At 64.2% G+C, this 17,949-nt stretch carries 13 protein-coding genes; 8 read left to right on the top strand and 5 right to left on the bottom strand.

Going from position 1 to position 17,949, the window contains the following annotated elements:
- Positions 1-30: 30 nt before the first annotated feature.
- From IVB31_RS01495 to IVB31_RS01485, 3 genes are read right to left on the bottom strand one after another with little or no spacing between them, the layout of a single operon-like run.
- Positions 31-3,402, bottom strand: coding sequence for an error-prone DNA polymerase (locus tag IVB31_RS01495; RefSeq protein WP_247317694.1), 3,372 nt, complete (start codon positions 3,400-3,402; stop codon positions 31-33).
- A complete protein-coding gene (locus IVB31_RS01490) occupies positions 3,399-5,048 on the bottom strand; it encodes a DNA polymerase Y family protein (protein ID WP_247317692.1) in 1,650 nt (549 codons plus the stop codon). Before IVB31_RS01490 ends, IVB31_RS01495 begins: the two co-directional genes overlap by 4 nt.
- Positions 4,945-5,733, bottom strand: coding sequence for a DNA repair protein (locus IVB31_RS01485; protein ID WP_247317690.1), 789 nt, complete (start codon positions 5,731-5,733; stop codon positions 4,945-4,947). The genes IVB31_RS01490 and IVB31_RS01485 overlap by 104 nt, the downstream gene beginning before the upstream one ends.
- Positions 5,734-5,896: 163 nt before the next feature.
- Between IVB31_RS01485 and IVB31_RS01480 the strand changes: the two genes are divergently transcribed.
- The 3 genes from IVB31_RS01480 (at position 5,897) to IVB31_RS01470 (ending at position 10,301) form a co-directional block, all read left to right on the top strand.
- The gene (locus IVB31_RS01480) at positions 5,897-7,132 is read left to right on the top strand and encodes a putative DNA modification/repair radical SAM protein (protein WP_247317688.1); all 1,236 of its coding nucleotides are present in this window, start codon (positions 5,897-5,899) and stop codon (positions 7,130-7,132) included.
- Positions 7,132-8,574: a UdgX family uracil-DNA binding protein gene (locus tag IVB31_RS01475; protein ID WP_247317686.1), complete on the top strand. Its 1,443-nt coding sequence runs from the start codon at positions 7,132-7,134 to the stop codon at positions 8,572-8,574. The genes IVB31_RS01480 and IVB31_RS01475 overlap by 1 nt, the downstream gene beginning before the upstream one ends.
- A 98-nt stretch (positions 8,575-8,672) precedes the next feature.
- Positions 8,673-10,301: an inorganic phosphate transporter gene (locus tag IVB31_RS01470; RefSeq protein ID WP_247317684.1), complete on the top strand. Its 1,629-nt coding sequence runs from the start codon at positions 8,673-8,675 to the stop codon at positions 10,299-10,301.
- Positions 10,302-10,375: 74 nt separating this feature from the next.
- Here the strand turns inward: IVB31_RS01470 and IVB31_RS01465 are convergent, their stop codons facing one another.
- Entirely contained in the window at positions 10,376-11,548 is a 1,173-nt protein-coding gene (locus tag IVB31_RS01465) for a M20 aminoacylase family protein (RefSeq protein ID WP_247317682.1), read from the bottom strand.
- 174 nt (positions 11,549-11,722) lie between these two features.
- On the opposite strand from IVB31_RS01465, the gene IVB31_RS01460 reads away from it, so the two are divergent.
- The 5 genes from IVB31_RS01460 to IVB31_RS01440 all read left to right on the top strand — a co-directional run bounded on the left by IVB31_RS01460 (position 11,723) and on the right by IVB31_RS01440 (position 16,228).
- Positions 11,723-13,342, top strand: a complete 1,620-nt coding sequence (locus tag IVB31_RS01460; protein ID WP_247317680.1) for a GMC family oxidoreductase N-terminal domain-containing protein — start codon at positions 11,723-11,725, stop codon at positions 13,340-13,342.
- Positions 13,343-13,470: 128 nt separating this feature from the next.
- Positions 13,471-14,415: a metallophosphoesterase gene (locus IVB31_RS01455; RefSeq protein WP_247317678.1), complete on the top strand. Its 945-nt coding sequence runs from the start codon at positions 13,471-13,473 to the stop codon at positions 14,413-14,415.
- Positions 14,416-14,437: 22 nt separating this feature from the next.
- A complete protein-coding gene (locus IVB31_RS01450) occupies positions 14,438-14,776 on the top strand; it encodes a cupredoxin family copper-binding protein (RefSeq protein WP_247317677.1) in 339 nt (112 codons plus the stop codon).
- 142 nt (positions 14,777-14,918) lie between these two features.
- Positions 14,919-15,467, top strand: coding sequence for a sigma-70 family RNA polymerase sigma factor (locus IVB31_RS01445; protein ID WP_247317673.1), 549 nt, complete (start codon positions 14,919-14,921; stop codon positions 15,465-15,467).
- Entirely contained in the window at positions 15,464-16,228 is a 765-nt protein-coding gene (locus IVB31_RS01440) for an anti-sigma factor (RefSeq protein WP_247317671.1), read from the top strand. Before IVB31_RS01445 ends, IVB31_RS01440 begins: the two co-directional genes overlap by 4 nt.
- Positions 16,229-16,461: 233 nt before the next feature.
- Here the strand turns inward: IVB31_RS01440 and hpnO are convergent, their stop codons facing one another.
- A complete protein-coding gene (hpnO, locus tag IVB31_RS01435) occupies positions 16,462-17,853 on the bottom strand; it encodes an aminobacteriohopanetriol synthase HpnO (RefSeq protein ID WP_247317669.1) in 1,392 nt (463 codons plus the stop codon).
- Positions 17,854-17,949 lie beyond the last annotated feature (96 nt).

Genomic DNA, 17,949 nt, shown 5'->3' with positions numbered 1-17,949 from the left:
GGACGACGTTGAGGAGTGAGCCGACCGCCCTCAATGAAAATCCCGCGACGGCGGCAGGATGCGGACGTTGCGGGGGTGGCGGATTTTTTGGGCGGGTGTGTCGACGTGATCGCGGCGGTCGTCGTTGAGCGGTTCAAGCAGGTCGGCGCCTGATGGACGCTTGCGGCTCAGAGCGTCATTGGCAAGGCCGACCAGATCGTGCGAGCGATCAATCATGCGCTGGGCGATGAGATGCGTCACCTTTTCGGGGCTGCTCTGGATATAGCCCTGAACCTCGATGAGGCGCGCGCCCATCACTTCTTTCCGGTACTGCTCCATGATCTTGGGCCACACCACGACATTGGCGATGCCGGTTTCGTCCTCCAGCGTCATGAACACGACGCCGCTGGCGCTGCCGGGCCGTTGCCGCACCAGCACCACGCCGGCGCAGCGGACGCGGCGCCGCTCGTTCTCGTGGCTGATGTCCTTACAGGCGACGATGCGCTCGCGCGAAAACATCTCGCGCAAAAACTCCATCGGGTGGCCTTTGAGCGATAGCCGGATGGTCTGGTAATCCGCGACCACCTGCTCGGAGCGCGGCATCACCGGCAATAGCTTGGCGTGCTCGTCCGGCTGCTCGCGCGCGGTCGCGGCTTCGAACAGCGGCAGCGGCACATCGTCAGGCAGCCGCCGCACCTGCCACAGCGCCTCGCGACGGTCGAGCCCGAGCGAGCGGAAGGCGTCGGCATCGGCGAGCAGGATCAGTGCGCGCTTGGGCAGGCCGGTGTCGCGAGCAAAATCTTCGAGCGAGGTGAAGGGACGGCGGTTGCGGGCAGCGACAATGCGGTCGGCCCAATCTTCCGGCGTGACGTAGTCCTTGCCCTGCCGCCTCGCCTGTTCCTTTTTGAGAAACTCTTCATCCGGATCGAGCCAGTGAAAGCCGTCGATCTGGCGGAAGCCCAGGCGCACGGCACAATATTTGTCGTCGGTGTTTTCCAGCGTGTTCTGCGCAAAGCTGTAGGACACGTCGATGTCGCGCACCTTGACGCCGTTCTTGATGGCGTCGCTGACGATCTGCGCGGGCGCGTAAAAGCCCATCGGCTGCGAGTTCAGCAGGCCGCAACAGAAGGCGTCGGGGTGGTGATATTTCAACCATGAGGAGATGTAGACGAGCTGCGCGAAGCTCGCGGCGTGGCTCTCCGGAAAGCCGTAGGAGCCAAACCCCTTGATTTGCTCGAAGCAGTTTTTGGCAAATTGAGGATCGTACCCCCGGCGGATCATGTTGCCGACCATTTTTTCTTCGAAAGAGCCGATCGTCCCGACGTTGCGGAACGTCGCCATGGCACGCCGCAATCCGTTGGCCTCTTCCGGGGTAAAGCCCGCGGCCACGATCGCAATCCGCATGGCCTGCTCCTGGAACAGGGGCACCCCCAACGTCTTGTGCAACACCTTATAGAGTTCGTCCGGCTCTCCATACTCGGACGACGGAGCCGGATAATTTTCCTTCTCCTCACGATTCCGCCGCCGCAGATATGGATGCACCATGTCGCCCTGGATCGGCCCCGGGCGCACGATCGCGACCTCGATGACGAGATCGTAGAAGGTCCGCGGCTTCAGGCGCGGCAGCATGTTCATCTGCGCGCGGCTCTCGACCTGGAACACGCCGAGCGATTCTCCTCGCTGCAGCATTTGATAAACCTCGTCGTCATCTTCCGACTTGATGTCCGCAAGCGCGTAACGCTGTCCCTTGTGCTGCTCGATCAGATCAAAACATTTCCTGATGCAGGTCAGCATGCCGAGCGCAAGCACGTCGACCTTCATCATGTTGAGCGCGTCGACGTCGTCCTTGTCCCATTCGATGAAGGTGCGGTCGTCCATCGCGGCATTGCCGATCGGCACATAGGTGTCGAGCCGGTCTTGCGTAAGCACATAGCCGCCGACATGCTGGGAGAGATGGCGCGGGAATTCGATCAGCTCGGTCGCGAGCTCGACCGCGAGGTTTATCATGGAATTTTGCGGATCGAGGCCGGCCTGCCTGACTTGCATGTCGTTGAGGCCCTTGCCCCAACTGCCCCAGACGGTGTCGGCAAGCGCGGCGGTGACGTCCTCGGTCAGGCCCAGCGCCTTGCCGACGTCGCGGATGGCGCTGCGCGGGCGATAATGAATGACGGTGGCAATGATCGCGGCGCGGTGGCGGCCGTAGCGGCGATAGACATATTGCATCACCTCCTCGCGCCGCGAATGCTCGAAATCGACGTCGATGTCGGGCGGCTCCAGCCGCTCCTTGGAGATGAAGCGCTCGAACAGCAGATCGACCTTGGTCGGGTCGACCGAGGTGATGCCCAGCACATAGCAGACCGCCGAATTCGCCGCCGATCCCCGCCCCTGGCACAAAATGTTCTGGCTGCGCGCGTAATGCACGATGTCGTGCACGGTGAGGAAGTAATGCGCGTATTTCAGCTCGGCGATCAGCGCGAGCTCTTTCTTGAGAGTGGCGCGAAGCTTGTCGTCGATGTTGCCGCCGAAATACTTCTGCACACCCGCCCGGGTCAGATCCTCCAGATGCCCTTGCGCGGTCTTGCCCGGCGGCACCGGCTCGTCCGGATACTGGTATTTGAGCTGATCGAGCGAGAAGGTGATCTTGTCCGCAAAGCGCATGGTCTCGGCAATCGCCTCAGGGAAATCGCGGAACAGCCGCGCCATCTCCCTGGGCGTCTTCAGAAACCGCTCTGCATTGGCTTCCAGCTTCCGTCCAACCGCCTCGATCGTTGTTTTTTCCCGGATGCAGGTCAGCACGTCCTGGAGGGGACGGCGCGCGGGGTGGTGGTAGAGCACTTCGTTGGTCGCAAGCAGCGGCACTTTGGCTTTGGCTGCGAGATCATCGAGCCCAGCCAGCCGGCGCCGGTCGTCACCGCGATAGACCAGGCTTGCCGCCAGCCACACGCCCTCGGCGCGACTTGCCTTCAGCTTTGAAAGAACATCCAGCGCCTGCTCAGGCTCAAAACGATGTGGCAGCGTCAGCACCAGCAACTGGCCTTCCGAAAACGCAAGGAGATCGGCGAAGGTGAGACGGCACTCGCCCTTTTCGATCCGCGTGATGTCGTCGCCGCGCTTGCCCCTGGTGAGAAGCTGGCACAGCCGGCCATAGGCGGCGCGGTCGCGCGGATAGACCAGAATATCGGGCGTACCGTCGATGAAGACGATGCGCGTGCCGATCAGAAGCTTCGGCTTGTGCAGCACCTCGGCATTGTCGAGCTCCTTGTAGGCGCGCACCACACCGGCGAGCGTGTTGTGATCGGCAATGCCGATCACGGGAATGCCGAGGATGCTGGCCTGATGCACATAGGCGCGCGGATCCGAGCCGCCGCGCAGGAAGGAGAAGTTGGTGGTGATGCCGATCTCGGCATAAGCGGATGTGGTCATGCGAAGAGACCATGCACATACCATTTCGCGGGAATGGACTTGCCCTCATCGTCAATCAGCTCGTCGTAGAGACCATCGCGAAAGATCCAGAACCGCAGGCCTGCGGCGTCCTCGATGCGGAAATAATCCCGCGTCAATTGCCTGCCGTCCTGCCGCCACCATTCCATGGCGATGCGCTCGGGCCCCTCCACCCGCACCACCGCATGCTGCGCGCGGCGCCAGGTGAATTGATGCGGCGGTCCGTCCGGCACGGTCGCGAACGGTACCGTGACCGGCTCCGGCTTGTCGAACAGCCTGAGCGGGCGCAGCGGCGGCTCGCTCTCGGCACGCGCCGGCCATTCGGCCTGCATGGCGGCGGCGAGATGATGTTGCGCCGGTGCGGCCAGCACCGCGCATTCAGGGATATGGGTGTCCTGCGGCAGATGCACGACGACGCGCTTTCCGCCGATGCGCGCGGCGACGCGGTCGATCAGCGCGGCCAACTCGTCATTGTCGTGGACATGGGCGTCGAGATCGCGCTGCTCCTGCACGACGATCTCGGTGCGGCTCGCCGACAGGCGCACCATGTCGAAGCCGAAACCGGGATCGAGGGGATCGGCGAGCGCATCGAGCCGCTCGCGAAACAGCCGATCGATCATCGCGCTTCGCGTCACGGGACGTCCGGTCTCGACCATGATCGCGCGCACCGCGCCGTCGGTGCGGAAGAAGGCTGCCTCGAGGCGCCGCGCGCCCTTGCCTTGCTTCTCCATCGACGCGATCAACGTGTCGGCGAGGCGCGACAGCGTCATCGCGATCATGGTGTCGGTCGCAATCGGCTCGGCAAAGCGTTTTTCCACGATGTAGTCGGGCAGCGGTTTTCGCGGGCTGATCGGCGCATCGCCCTGCCCCAGCGCATGCGCAAGCAGCGTGGAGAACCGCGCACCGAACCTAGCCGTGATTTCATGCGGCGCGCGGGAAGCGACATCGCCGATCGTCTTCAGGCCGGCGCGGCGCAAACCGGTGGTGATGGCCTCGCCTGCACCAAGCGCGGACACCGGAAACCGGCTGATCGCCGCCGCCTCCCCGCCATCGGCGACGATGGTGCCCGTGACCTGCCGCGTCAGCGTGCGTGCGCAGACCGAGGTGCCGGCGATCGCCGCGCTGACGGCAAAGCCCTGGCGATCGAGGGCACGGACCAGGGTCTGCAACAGCGCAGCTTCACCGCCGAACAGATGCGCGCAGCCGGTGATGTCCAGAAACAGCCCGTGCGGCGGATCGAGCGCCACCAGCGGCGTGAAGCGGTCGCACCAGTCGGCGATATCGCTGAGCGTCTTCGCATCGGCCACGACATCGGCGTCGAACACTTTCAAGTCCGGACACATCGCCCGGGCATTCGCGAGCGGCTGGCCGATATACAGACCCAGACGCTCGGCGGCCTCGTCCAGCGCATGGATCACCAGCGCGTTGTTGTCCTTGGCAACGACGATGCTGGGCTCATCTTTTTGTTTTGACGCGTTTTCTTCACGCGAACCGGTACCCACTTCGCTTGAAAACGCTTTGGTCTTACCCAGTCCGGCGCTGCTGAAAAACCGCTGGATCCGGTCGATGGGCAGGCGCGGCAGCCACAGGCTGAGGATACGTCGACGATTCAGAGAACTGGCACTCATCACATTTCCATTCCATGATCCATCGGCCGCACGGGCCATGGCGATTGCGCAAGAGCTCGGCATCGAAGCGCGGCGCGCCCCAGGCACTCCACACCGGCCCCGGCGGCGAATGCGCTGCGCGCAGCATCCATCGCGTCTCCGCGGTCGAAGGCAGCGGCTGCGCGGCCATCCGCAGCAACAGGCCAGTCACGCCTGAAGACTGCGCGGCCAATGTCAGCTTGCGGCTCGCCACGAGATCGAACTGCCTGGCCTCACCCCAGAGCTCGAGCACGACCGCCCCTAGCGCATCGCAGGCGAGCGCATCGGCCGAGGTGCGCAGCGCGCTCTCGACATCGGCCGCGCGCACCATCACCACGCGACGCGGATCGAGGCCGAGCTCGGCGAGCCCGCTCATCGACAGCGCGCCGGTTTCCATGTCCGAAAAATCCTGCCGCACCCACAGCAGCGGTTTGCGGGCCGTCATGCGACCCGCAAGCCCGGTGACAAAACCCGTCGCGGCCGCGCCTTGTCGGCCCTCGCAAAACACCTCGTGGATCGCCGCGCGCGCGAGTCCGCCCTTCAGCGCGCTGTCGGCCTCGCCGTGGCCGAGCGCGACGCGATCGTGCTGATGCACGACCTCCGCCGTCTCGATGCGCTCGATCTGGCCGCGCAAGGTCGCAAGCGCGCTGATGCGTGCGCCGCTCATGCTCGCCGCTCCTTCAGAGGTGATTGCCGATGGCTCTCAAAAAGAGAACCAGCGGCTGGCTCAATTGTTCATGGTATGTTCTAATATAAAGCTAACGGCGGCCCAGGAGTCAATCGAATTGGCACTCTTCGGGATTCATGAGCTGAATCAAAGGGATTCACATATGGACGTGCAACGCAAGCTGGAGATTCTGGCAGACGCCGCCAAGTACGACGCGTCCTGCGCCTCCAGCGGCACCGAGAAGCGGGATTCCAGCGACGGCAAGGGCATGGGCTCGACCGCACCGGGCATGGGCATCTGCCATTCCTATGCGCCTGATGGACGCTGCATCTCGCTGCTCAAGGTGCTGCTGACCAATGCCTGTAATTACGACTGCCTCTATTGCGTCAACCGCGCCTCCTCCAATGTGCCGCGCGCCCGCTTCACCATCGACGAGGTCGTCAAGCTCACGCTCGACTTCTACCGGCGCAATTATATCGAAGGGCTGTTCCTATCCTCCGGCATCATCCGCAGCCCCGACTACACCATGGAGCAAGTGGTCGGCGTCGCGCGAAAACTGCGCGAGGAGCATCACTTCCGCGGCTACATCCATCTCAAGACCATCCCGGAGGCCGACGATGCATTGATCACGCAGGCCGGCAAATATGCCGATCGTCTCTCCATCAACATCGAGATGCCGCAGGAAACCAGCCTGCAGCAATTCGCGCCCGAGAAGGACGTGCGCGCGATCCGCCGCACCATGGGCCGGCTGCGGCTGAAGCTCGACGAGGCCGAGGAAAGCCGCAGCGCGAAGACGAAAGCCAAGCCGCAGCGCTTCGCGCCGGCCGGACAAAGCACGCAGATGATCGTCGGCGCCGACGCGGCCTCCGACCACACCATCCTCCACACCAGCGCCAATCTCTACGGTTCATACAGGCTGAGGCGCGTGTACTATTCCGCGTTCAGCCCGATCCCCGACGCCAGCCGCGCTTTGCCTCTGCGCGCGCCACCGCTGCTGCGCGAGCACCGGCTCTACCAGGCCGACTGGCTGATGCGGTTCTACGGTTTCGACGTCGGCGAGATCGTCGACGACAGCGCGATGCTGCCGCTCGACATCGATCCGAAACTCGCCTGGGCACTGCGCCATCGCGACCGCTTCCCGCTCGACGTCAACCGTGCCAGCCGCGAGGAGCTGCTGCGCGTGCCGGGCTTCGGCACCAAGGCGGTCGAACGCATCATCGCGACACGGCGCACCACCACGATCCGCCTCTCCGATCTCGCACGGCTGCATGTGCCTCGGAACAAGGCGCTGCCGTTCATCGTCCTCAGCGATCACCGCCCCTCGCCACATCGCCTCGACGAGGCGCGGCTGATCGAACGGTTCAAGCCCAAGGCAACGCAACTGGGATTTGGCTTCTGATGCAGTACATCACTCTCGACACCGAAACCGATTTCGACGGCTGGCGCAAAGCCGCGCGTGCGCTCGTGCTTCACAAGGTAAAACCGTTGGATGTCACCTGGGCCGTGCAGGGCGGCGAAGCGGAGCTGTTCGCGCCGCCCTCGCCGTCTCCATTGCCGGAAGGCGGCGATGGCACCTTCAACGTGCCGGCAAAATTCGTCGAGCTCGCCAAGGCCGCAATCCTGCATCACGATCCCGAGCGTTTTGCCATCCTCTATCGCCTGCTCTTTCGGCTGAAGGACAATCACGATCTCATGGAGGTCGCGACCGATCCTTATGTCGCGCAGGTCACGGCCATGGCAAGAGCGGTCCATCGCGACGAGCACAAGATGCATGCCTTCGTGCGCTTCCGCGAGATCGGCCGCGAACGCGACGCGCACTACGTCGCCTGGTTCGAGCCGGAGCATCACATCGTCGAGCTCGCCGCGCCGTTCTTCGCCAAGCGCTTTGCCGACATGCCCTGGTCGATCCTGACGCCGGACCTCTGCGCGCATTGGGACGGCCACGCGCTCTCGTTCACCTCAGGCGTGAGCAAGAGCGAGGCGCCGGGCGAAGACCGGCTGGAGGAAACCTGGCGGCGCTACTACGCCAGCATCTTCAATCCAGCCCGGCTCAAGGTGAAGGCGATGCAGGCCGAGATGCCGAAGAAATATTGGAGGAACCTGCCCGAGGCTTCGATCATTAAGCCTTTGATCGAGGATGCCGAACGCATGACCGGCGCCATGATCGCCAATGCCGCAACCGATCCGCACAAGCCTCAAAAGCGGCCGGAGGCTCCGATGAAACGCAAGACCGCAGCCGACGATCTCGAAGCGCTCCGCGAGGAGGCCGCCCACTGCCGCGCCTGCCATCTCTACAAGAACGCGACCCAGACGGTATTCGGCGAAGGTCCGAAGTCCGCCAATATCATGCTGGTCGGCGAGCAGCCCGGCGACAAGGAAGACCTCGCCGGCCACCCCTTCGTCGGCCCGGCCGGCCAGATGCTCGACCGCGCGCTGGAGGAAGCCGGCGTCGACCGCAAGAAGGTTTATGTCACCAACGCGGTCAAGCACTTCAAATTCGTACCCCGAGGAAAAATCCGCCTCCACCAGAAACCGGCGACGCCGGAAATCCGGGCCTGCCGGCAGTGGTATGAGCGGGAAGTCTCGGCAATCCAGCCCGATCTCATCGTGGCGATGGGCGCCACCGCCGCGCAAAGCGTGTTCGGCAAGATCACCCCTATCGGCAAGACCCGCGGACGGCTCATAGACCTTCCCGACGGACGCAAGGCTTTGGTGACGGTGCACCCGTCTTACCTGCTGCGGCTGCCTGATGCGGAAGCCAAGGCATTGGAATATCAGCGCTTTGTCGAAGATCTGAAGATCGTCGCCGGCATGCAGAAGAAAGCGGCGCGCGCCGCCTAAATACAGGCGGGAAAACGACTTTCAAGCGCTGGTTGTCATCCAGCCTTCAAATCCATCGGGGACAATAGCCCTTACAGAAAGTTAAGGGGCGTCCAAACATGACCGATGTAGCATTTGACGGAGCGGTAGCCGACGGCGCGCCGATCCAGCCGGCCTCCCGGCCGAATCTCGACAAGGGTTTCAACCCACTCACCATGATCCTGTTCTTCGGCATCCTCGCCGTCGGCGTATTGTACGTCTCCTACAGCATCTACGCCGATGTCGACGCGACCGGCACCAAGGTCACGAGCTATCTGCCTTATATGCTGCTGTTCGTCGCGCTCTTGATTGCCCTGGGCTTCGAGTTCGTCAACGGCTTCCACGATACCGCCAATGCGGTGGCGACCGTGATCTACACTCACTCGCTGCCGGCGGAAGCCGCGGTGATGTGGTCCGGTCTCTTCAACTTCCTGGGCGTCTTGACCTCGAGCGGCGCGGTTGCCTTCGGCATCGTGTCGCTGCTGCCCGTCGAGCTGATCCTTCAGGTCGGCAGCAGCGCCGGCTTCGCCATGGTGTTCGCGCTCTTGATCGCTGCGATCATGTGGAATCTCGGCACCTGGTATTTCGGCCTGCCGGCATCGAGCTCGCACACCCTGATCGGCTCGATCATCGGCGTCGGCGTTGCCAACGCATTGATGCGCGGCCGCGACGGCACGTCCGGCGTCGACTGGGGCAAGGCTACCGAAATCGGCTACGCGCTGTTGCTGTCGCCGCTGGTCGGCTTCGTCTGCGCCGCGGTGCTGTTGCTGCTGCTGAAGACGATCGTCAAGAACCCGGCTCTGTACGCCGCGCCGGATGGCCACAAGGCGCCGCCTCTCTGGATCCGCGGCCTGCTGATTGCGACCTGCACCGGCGTCAGCTTCGCGCATGGTTCGAACGACGGCCAGAAGGGCATGGGCTTGATCATGCTGATCCTGATCGGCACCGTGCCGACCGCCTACGCGCTCAACCGCGCCTTGCCGGAATCGCAGGTCGCCCAGTTCCAGAAGGTCTCGGAAGCGGCCTCCAAGGTGGTTGCGGCCAAGGGCGCCGGCCACAGCATCATCGGCGACCCCCGTCCCGCGGTGACTCAGTACATCACCTCGCATCACATCGCCGAAGGCACCTATCCCTCGCTGGCGGTGCTGGTGAAGGATGTCGGCGACCAGGTCGCGAAGTACGGCTCGCTGAACAAGGTGCCGGCCGAAGCGGTCGGCAACACTCGTAACGACATGTACCTGACCTCGGAAGCGATCCGCTTCCTGATGAAGGACAAGGAAAACGACCTCAACAAGGAAGAGGTCGCGACCTTGAACGCCTACAAGGGCGGGCTCGACAGCGCCACCAAGTTCATCCCGACCTGGGTGAAGGTTGCGGTGGCGATCGCGCTCGGCCTCGGCACCATGATCGGCTGGAAGCGCATCGTCGTCACCGTCGGCGAGAAGATCGGCAAGACCCACCTGACTTACGCGCAGGGTGCCTCCGCCGAGCTCGTCGCCGCCGCGACCATCGGCGCCGCCGACATGTTCGGCCTGCCGGTCTCGACCACCCACGTGCTGTCATCAGGCGTCGCAGGAGCGATGGCCGCCAACGGGTCCGGACTCCAGTTCGCCACCCTCAGGAACATGCTGATGGCCTGGGTGCTGACCCTGCCCGTCGCCATCCTGCTGTCGGGGACGCTCTACGTGATCTTCTCGCGGATCTTCTGACAGCCGCCCCCATCACTCCAAAACAAAGGGCCCGTGCGATGCACGGGCCCTTTCATTTGTGCTTCCGCGCAGCCTTACGACGCCGCGAGCGATTCCTCGACCAGCTTGACCCAGTAGGATGTGCCGTAAACGATCGCCTCGTCGTCGAAATTGTAGGCGGGATGATGCAGTCCGGCGCTGTCGCCGTTACCGCAGAAGATGAAGGCGCCAGGGCGCGCTTCGAGCATGTAGGCGAAATCCTCGCCGCCCATCAGCGGCGGCATTTCGTGCACGTTGGCCTCGCCCGCAACCTGCTTCGCAATACGCCGCGCGACTTCCGTCTCCGCGGCGTGGTTGTTCACGACGGGATAGTTGCGCTTGTAGTGCAAATCGATCTTGGCGCCCGTGATCTGCGCCACGCCCGCCACCACTTCGTGCACGCGCTTCTCGACCAGCTTGCGCACCTCCGGCGACAGCGTGCGGATGGTGCCCCTCAGCGTCGCGGTCTGCGGGATGACGTTGCGGGCGTTGCCGGCGTGGAATTCGCAGATCGAGATCACCGCCGATTCCAGCGGATCAACGCTGCGCGCGACGATCGACTGCAACGCCGTGATCACCTGTGCACCGACCAGCACGGAATCGATGCATTTGTGCGGACGTGCGGCGTGGCCGCCGAGGCCCTCGATCATAATGTCGACCTCGTCGGTCGCCGCCATGATCGGACCCGACCGGATCGCGAAAGAGCCGACCGGGATGCCAGGGCCGTTGTGCATGCCGTAGACCTGCTCGATGCCGAAGCGTTCCATGATGCCGTCCTTGACCATGGCCAAGCCGCCGGCGCCGCCCTCCTCAGCCGGCTGGAAGATCACCACGGCATCGCCGGCAAAATTGCGGGTCTCGGCGAGATAGCGGGCCGCGCCGAGCAGCATCGCGGTGTGGCCGTCATGGCCGCAGGCGTGCATCTTGCCCGGAGTCTTGGAGGCGTAAGGCAAATTGGTCTGCTCATCGACGGGCAGCGCATCCATGTCGGCGCGCATGCCGATCACCTTGAGCCCCTCGCCGGCCGGCCTGTTGCCCTTGATCACGCCGACCACACCGGTCTGGCCGAGGCCGGTCACGACCTCATCGCAGCCAAACTCGCGCAGCCGATCCGCGACGAATGCTGCGGTGCGGTGTACGTCATACAGCAGTTCGGGATGCTCATGGATGTCCCGGCGCCAGGCCTGAATATCGGGTTGAAGGTCGGCGACACGGTTCACGATGGGCATGGAGGGTCTCAAGCTTTGTTGAAATACAGGACTGTCTAACATGCAAGCGCCAGTCCACCCAACTGCCGGGGATCGGGGCCTAGCCCTGTCCGCCGGACATGGCCGGACTTGTCCGGTCCGCCGCCTCTGCCTATTAGGACGGAACGCTAAGTGGACCATCCGGATGGAAGCAGAATGCCAAGACGGCTCGAAGGTGAGTTTGACTATATTGTCGTCGGAGCCGGCACGGCGGGCTGCATCGTCGCCAACCGGCTGTCGGCCGATCCAGGACACCGCGTCCTCATCCTCGAAGCGGGCGGCGACGACAACTGGATCTGGTTCCACATTCCCGTCGGCTACCTCTTCGCCATCGGCAATCCCCGCTCCGACTGGATGTTCAAGACCGAGGACGAGCCCGGCCTCAACGGCCGATCGCTCGCCTATCCCCGCGGCAAGGTGATCGGCGGCTCTTCGGCGATCAACGCCATGATCTCGATGCGCGGACAGGCCGCCGATTACGATCACTGGCGCCAGCTCGGCATGACCGGCTGGAGTTATGACGACGTGCTGCCGCTGTTCAAGCGGCTCGAAGACCACTTCCTCGGCGCGAGCGAGCATCACGGCGCCGGCGGTGGCTGGCGCATCGAGGCGCCGCGGCTGTCGTGGGACATCCTCGATGCCGTCGGCGACGCCGCCGAGGAGATGGGCATCAAGCGCATCCCGGATTTCAACACCGGCGACAACGAAGGCACCAGCTATTTCCACGTCAACCAGAAGCGCGGCCGGCGCTGGTCGTCGGCGCGTGGCTTCCTCAAGCCGGCGCTGAACCGCCCGAACTTGCGGCTCGAGAAGCACGTGCTGGTCGACCGTCTGATCATCGAGCAGGGCCGCGCCGTCGGCGTGCGCTTCATCCAGAACGGCGAGATCATCGAGGCGCGTGCCAAACGCGAGGTGATCCTCTCGGCTGGCTCGATCGGCTCGGTGCAAGTGCTGCATCGCTCCGGCATCGGACCTGCCGACTGGCTGTCGCCGCTCGGCATCGACATCGTCATGGACAAGCCCGGCATCGGCCGCAACCTCCAGGACCATCTCCAGCAGCGCGCGATCTACAAGGTCGAGGGCGTGCGCACGCTGAACGAGACCTATTACAATTTGGTCCGCCGCGGCCTGATGGGGCTCGACTACGCCTTCCGCCGCCGCGGTCCGCTGACCATGGCGCCGTCGCAGCTCGGTATCTTCACACGCTCCGATGCGACGCGGGCACGCGCCAACATCCAGTTCCACGTGCAGCCGCTGTCGCTCGACAAGTTCGGCGATCCGCTGCACCGCTTCCCGGCGATCACCGTGAGCGCCTGCAATCTCCAGCCGACCTCGCGCGGCACCGTGCGGCTGCGCGCGGCGAGTCCAGACGAGAAGCCGATCATCGCGCCAAATTATCTGTCAACCGACGACGACCGCCGGGTCGGCGCCGATGCCATCCGCACCACCCGCCGCCTGATGCAGCAGAAGGCGCTAGCCAAATATCGCCCGACCGAATATCTGCCCGGCCCCTCCGTCGGCGACGACGATGCGTCGCTTGCCAAAGCTGCCGGCGATATCGGCACCACCATCTTCCATCCCGTCGGCACCGCGAAGATGGGCGCGGTGAATGACCCGATGGCGGTGGTGGACGAGCGCCTGCGCTTCTACGGCCTCGACGGCTTGCGCATCGTCGACGCCTCGATCATGCCGACCATCACATCGGGCAACACCAACACGCCGACCGCGATGATCGCGGAAAAAGGCGCGATGATGATTTTGGAGGATGGGCGGTAGTCCCTCGCACAGCTCCGCTCACGGAAACGTCATCGTCATCCTTCGGCAAGTCGTCCTTCCCGGGAATAAACCCACCCCTCCCCCAATCACCTCCCCGAAGCCCAATTCCGGGCCGGAGGAGCTGCGCGATGAGCGGACACGATCACGGGGACGACGGCGTCAGCCGCCGCAAGGTGCTGGAATGCATGACCTGGGCAGGCACCGGGGTGCTCTGGACCGTCACGGGCGGCGTGCCGCGCTCGCTCGGCATCATCGATTCCGCGCAAGCCGCGACCGCGGACGCGCCCGGCATGACCTTCCTCCAGATCAGCGACAGCCATGTCGGCTTCGACAAGCCGGCCAATCCCAACGCGCTCGGTACGCTTGAGGAAGCCGTCAACAAGATCAACGCGATGCCGGTCAAGCCGTCGTTCATGATTCACACGGGCGACATCACCCATCTGTCGAAGGCCGCCGAGTTCGACAATGCCGAGCGCATCATCTCGCAGACCAAGCTCGACGTGCACTACGTGCCGGGCGAGCACGACTTCATCGACGAAGAAGTGAAGTTCTATCGCGAGCGCTACGGCCGCGGCACCAAGGGCCAGGGCTGGTACTCGTTCGATGCCGGCGGCGTGCACTTCATTGGCCTCGTCAACGTCGTCGATCTCAAGGCCGGCGGCCTCGGCAATCTCGGCGCCGAGCAGCTCGCCTGGCTCGAGGACGATCTCCGCGGCAAGTCGAAATCGACGCCGGTCGTGCTGTTCGCCCACATTCCGCTCTGGACCGTCTATCCGGAATGGGGCTGGGGCACCGAGGATGGCGGCCGCGCGCTCGAATACGTCAAGGGTTTTGGCTCGGTCACCGTGCTGAACGGCCACATCCACCAGGTGATGCAGAAGGTCGAGGGCAACGTCACCTTCCACACCGCGCGCTCGACTGCGTTCCCGCAGCCGGCGCCGGGAGCCGCTCCCTCGCCCGGACCGATGAAGGTCGAGGACGCCAAGCTCCGCTCCATGCTCGGGGTCGCCAGCGTCAACTTCAAGCAGAACGAGCAGCGGCTCGCGATCATCGACACGCCGCTCCAGGGCTGAGCAGGCTGAACGGAAGCTGACAATGAAGACACTCAACCGCCGCGACTTCGCTGTCGACCTCGGTCTCGCTTTGGCCGCGACCATCCTGCTGCCTGTCACAACCGCCCGAGCCGACGACAATATGGAGGTGCATATCGACAATTTCGTCTTCCAGCCGGCCGAGCTCAAGATCAAGCTTGGCACCACAGTGACCTGGATGAACCGGGACGACATCCCGCACACGATCGTCTCGGCCGGCAAGTTCAGGTCCAAGACCCTGGACACCGACGACAAGTTCTCGTTCACCTTCACCAATGCGGGCGACTACAAGTATTTTTGTTCGCTGCACCCGCACATGACGGGGATGATCAAGGTTGAGTAACGCCTCGAACCAAGGCATCAACGTCTTGCCCGGCCGGTGGTCCCACGCCGGCCGGGCTCGTGCGCCATCCGTCACACACGCCGACCAAGCGAACTTGGACGAAACAACGCGACGACCAGAACAAGAGGCAAAGCGAGGAGCGATGCCCGCCAACGACGATTTGCAGAAGGCGCAGCGCTTCCGCGAGGCGGCGATGCCCTATCTCGACGACGTCTATACGCTCGCGCGCTATCTGCTGCGCGATGCCTCCGATGCCGAGGATGCGGTGCAGGAGTGCTATCTGCGCGCGCTGAAGCACTTCGACAGCTATCGCGGGCCGGCGATGAAGCCATGGCTGTTCGCGATCCTGCGCAACGTTTGCAACGCCGAATATGCGCGGCGCGCGCACAGGCACAGCGCGATCGAGGACACGCCCGGCGCCGCCGAGCAGACGCCGATCTGGCAGGAGACCGAGGCGGGCCCCGAAACCGAAATGCTGCGCAGCCGCGATGCCGGCGCGATCCGCAAGCTGATCGACGCACTCGCCGAGCCATTCAAGGAAACATTCGTGCTGCGGGAGATCAACAACCTGTCCTATCGTGAAATCGCCGAGGCCGCCGGCGTGCCCGTCGGCACCGTGATGTCCCGCCTCGCCCGCGCCCGCGCCATGCTGCGCGCGGCCTGGACGGCGGAAGAGGAGCAAGCCAGATGACCTGCGACGAAGCAAGAATCCTGCTTCACGCGCTGCTCGACAACGAGCTCGATGCCGGCCACGCGCGCGAGGTGGAAGCCCACATTGCCAGTTGCCCGGCCTGCGCCGCCGAGCTTGCGTCACAACACGAAATGAAGCGCGTGCTGGCCGACGCCGATTTGCGCTATACCGCGCCGTCGAGCCTCCGCGCCCGGATCGAGGCTTCGCTGCCGCAGCCGCAGCGCCAACCCACCCGCCGCTCCGTGCTGCGCGGCTTTGCGATGGGCTCGGCGGTCTCCGCGCTCGCCGCGTCCGGCGTCGTCGCATTGGTGCTGCGCCAGGACGACCAGCAACGCATCCTGTCGGAGGTCGTCTCCGCGCATCTGCGCTCACTCCAGGCCGGCCACCTCATCGACGTCGTCTCCACCGACCAGCACACAGTCAAGCCGTGGTTCAACGGCAAGCTCGACGTTGCCCCGCCCGTGATCGATCTTACGGCGCAGGGCTTTACGCTCGTCGGCGGCCGGCTCGACTATATCGATGCCCGCGCCATCGGCGCGGTCGTCTACAAGCGCCGTCAGCATGTGATCAATTTGTTCGTGGCGCAGACCGCGAGCACCGAGCATCGACTGCCGAAGACCCAGAGCATGCAGGGCTTCAATTGCCGCCGCTGGGGCGAGCGCGGCCTGAACTTCTGGGCCGTCAGCGATATCGGCGGCGACGAACTCGCCGAGTTCGTCGACAAGTTCGAGGCGGCAATGAAGGCGAATGTGGAGGGGTAGTGGCGCAGCATCGCACCACGATGTCGATAGACCGAAGTGCCTCCACTTGGTCGTCCTGGCGAAAGCCAGGACCCATTACCACAGGGCAAAGTTATGCACGTGGTACTGGCCCCGAGATCTATTGATAAATCACGCGGTATGGGTCCTGGCTTTCGCCAGGACGACACCGAGGGCTTAGAAGCATTGGAGCGACACGCTAGTCTCGCGCGACGGACCGCGCATTCGGCCTGAGGTTACGCCGACCGCCGCACCGCGTTGTCCACCAGCGTCTTGCCGAGCGACCAGATCGCACCGGGGACCTTGTGGCTGCCGGCGATGACGTCGTCGAAGGCGCGCTCGATCCAGCCGCAGTCTTCCTCGGTGATGGTGAGCGGCGGCAGCAGCTTGATGGTGTGGCTGCCGTGACCGGCGACCTGGGTCAGGACCTTGTGGTCCTTGAATAGCGGCACGGTGATGAGCTGGCAGAACAGGCCCTTGTTGGCGGCCTCCAGCACGTTCCACGACGCCCGCAGCCGCAGCGACTTCGGCGGGCCGAACTCGATGCCGATCATCAGGCCCTTGCCACGCACTTCCTTCAGCAGCTCGTAGCCGGGCACCATGCGCGTCAGCGCAAGGCGCAGCTCGGCGCCGCGCTTGGCAGCGGACTCGATCAGCTTCTCGGACTCCATCACGTCGAGCGTGGCGATGCCCGCGGCCATCGCCAGATCGTTCTTGGAGAAGGTGGAGCCGTGCACAACCGCGCGGTCCATCTGGTTGAAGATCTTGTCGAAGATGCTCTTGCGCGTCAGCACGGCGCCGACCGGCACGTGGCCGCCGGACAGCGACTTCGACAGCAGCACCATGTCGGGCTCGACGTTCCAGTGCTCGACCGCGAGGAAGCGGCCGGTGCGGCCCATGCCGGTCTGGATCTCGTCGGCGACGAACAGCGTGCCGTATTTCTTGCAGAGCGCCGCCGCACCGGGCAGAAACTCGTCGGTGGGCATGTTGACGCCCTTGCCCTGGATCGGCTCGACGACGAAGGCCGCGACCTCACGCGAGGCCAGCGCCTTTTCCAGCGCAGCCAGATCGTTGAACGGGATCGAGGTGCAGCCCGGCAGCAGCGGCTCGAAGCCGGTGCGGAAGTTCGAATCGCCCGTCAGCGACAGCGCGCCGTAGGTGAGGCCGTGATAGCCGTGGGCACAATAGACGATGCCGGGACGCCCCGTGGCGCCACGGGCGAACTTGATCGCGGCTTCGACACATTCGGCGCCGGAATTGGCGAAGAACGCCTTGTCGAGATAGGGAACATATTTCAGGAGCCGCTCGGCGAGCACGCCGGCGAGCACCGAGACGTCGAACTGAACGAGATTCGGCAGGTCGGCATCGAGCACGCTCTTGAGCGCCTCGCGCATGACCGGGTGATTGCGCCCGATCGCAAAAACGCCAAAGCCGGACAAGAGATCGAGATAGCGCGCGCCATCGCGGTCGTAGAGGTACTGCCCCTGCCCCTTCTGGAAGCCGACATCGTAGCCGATGGTCTTCAGGACCCGAACGAACTGCTCGTTCAGATGCCGATTGTGCAGGGCGCTGCGCTGGGCCTGACGGTCCGCGAATAGCTGAGACATGTCTGGATTTGGGCTGTGCATCCGCTACATACTTCGGTTGAGGGCCGTCTCGTCAACTGAAAACGGACCGTTGCCGAAAACGGTCTGTGCGGCCTTTTGCCCTTTTTCGGACCATCT

Source organism: Bradyrhizobium sp. 21 (assembly GCF_023073335.1).
Lineage (GTDB): Bacteria > Pseudomonadota > Alphaproteobacteria > Rhizobiales > Xanthobacteraceae > Bradyrhizobium.
This window is presented reverse-complemented; position numbering and strand designations above follow the sequence as displayed.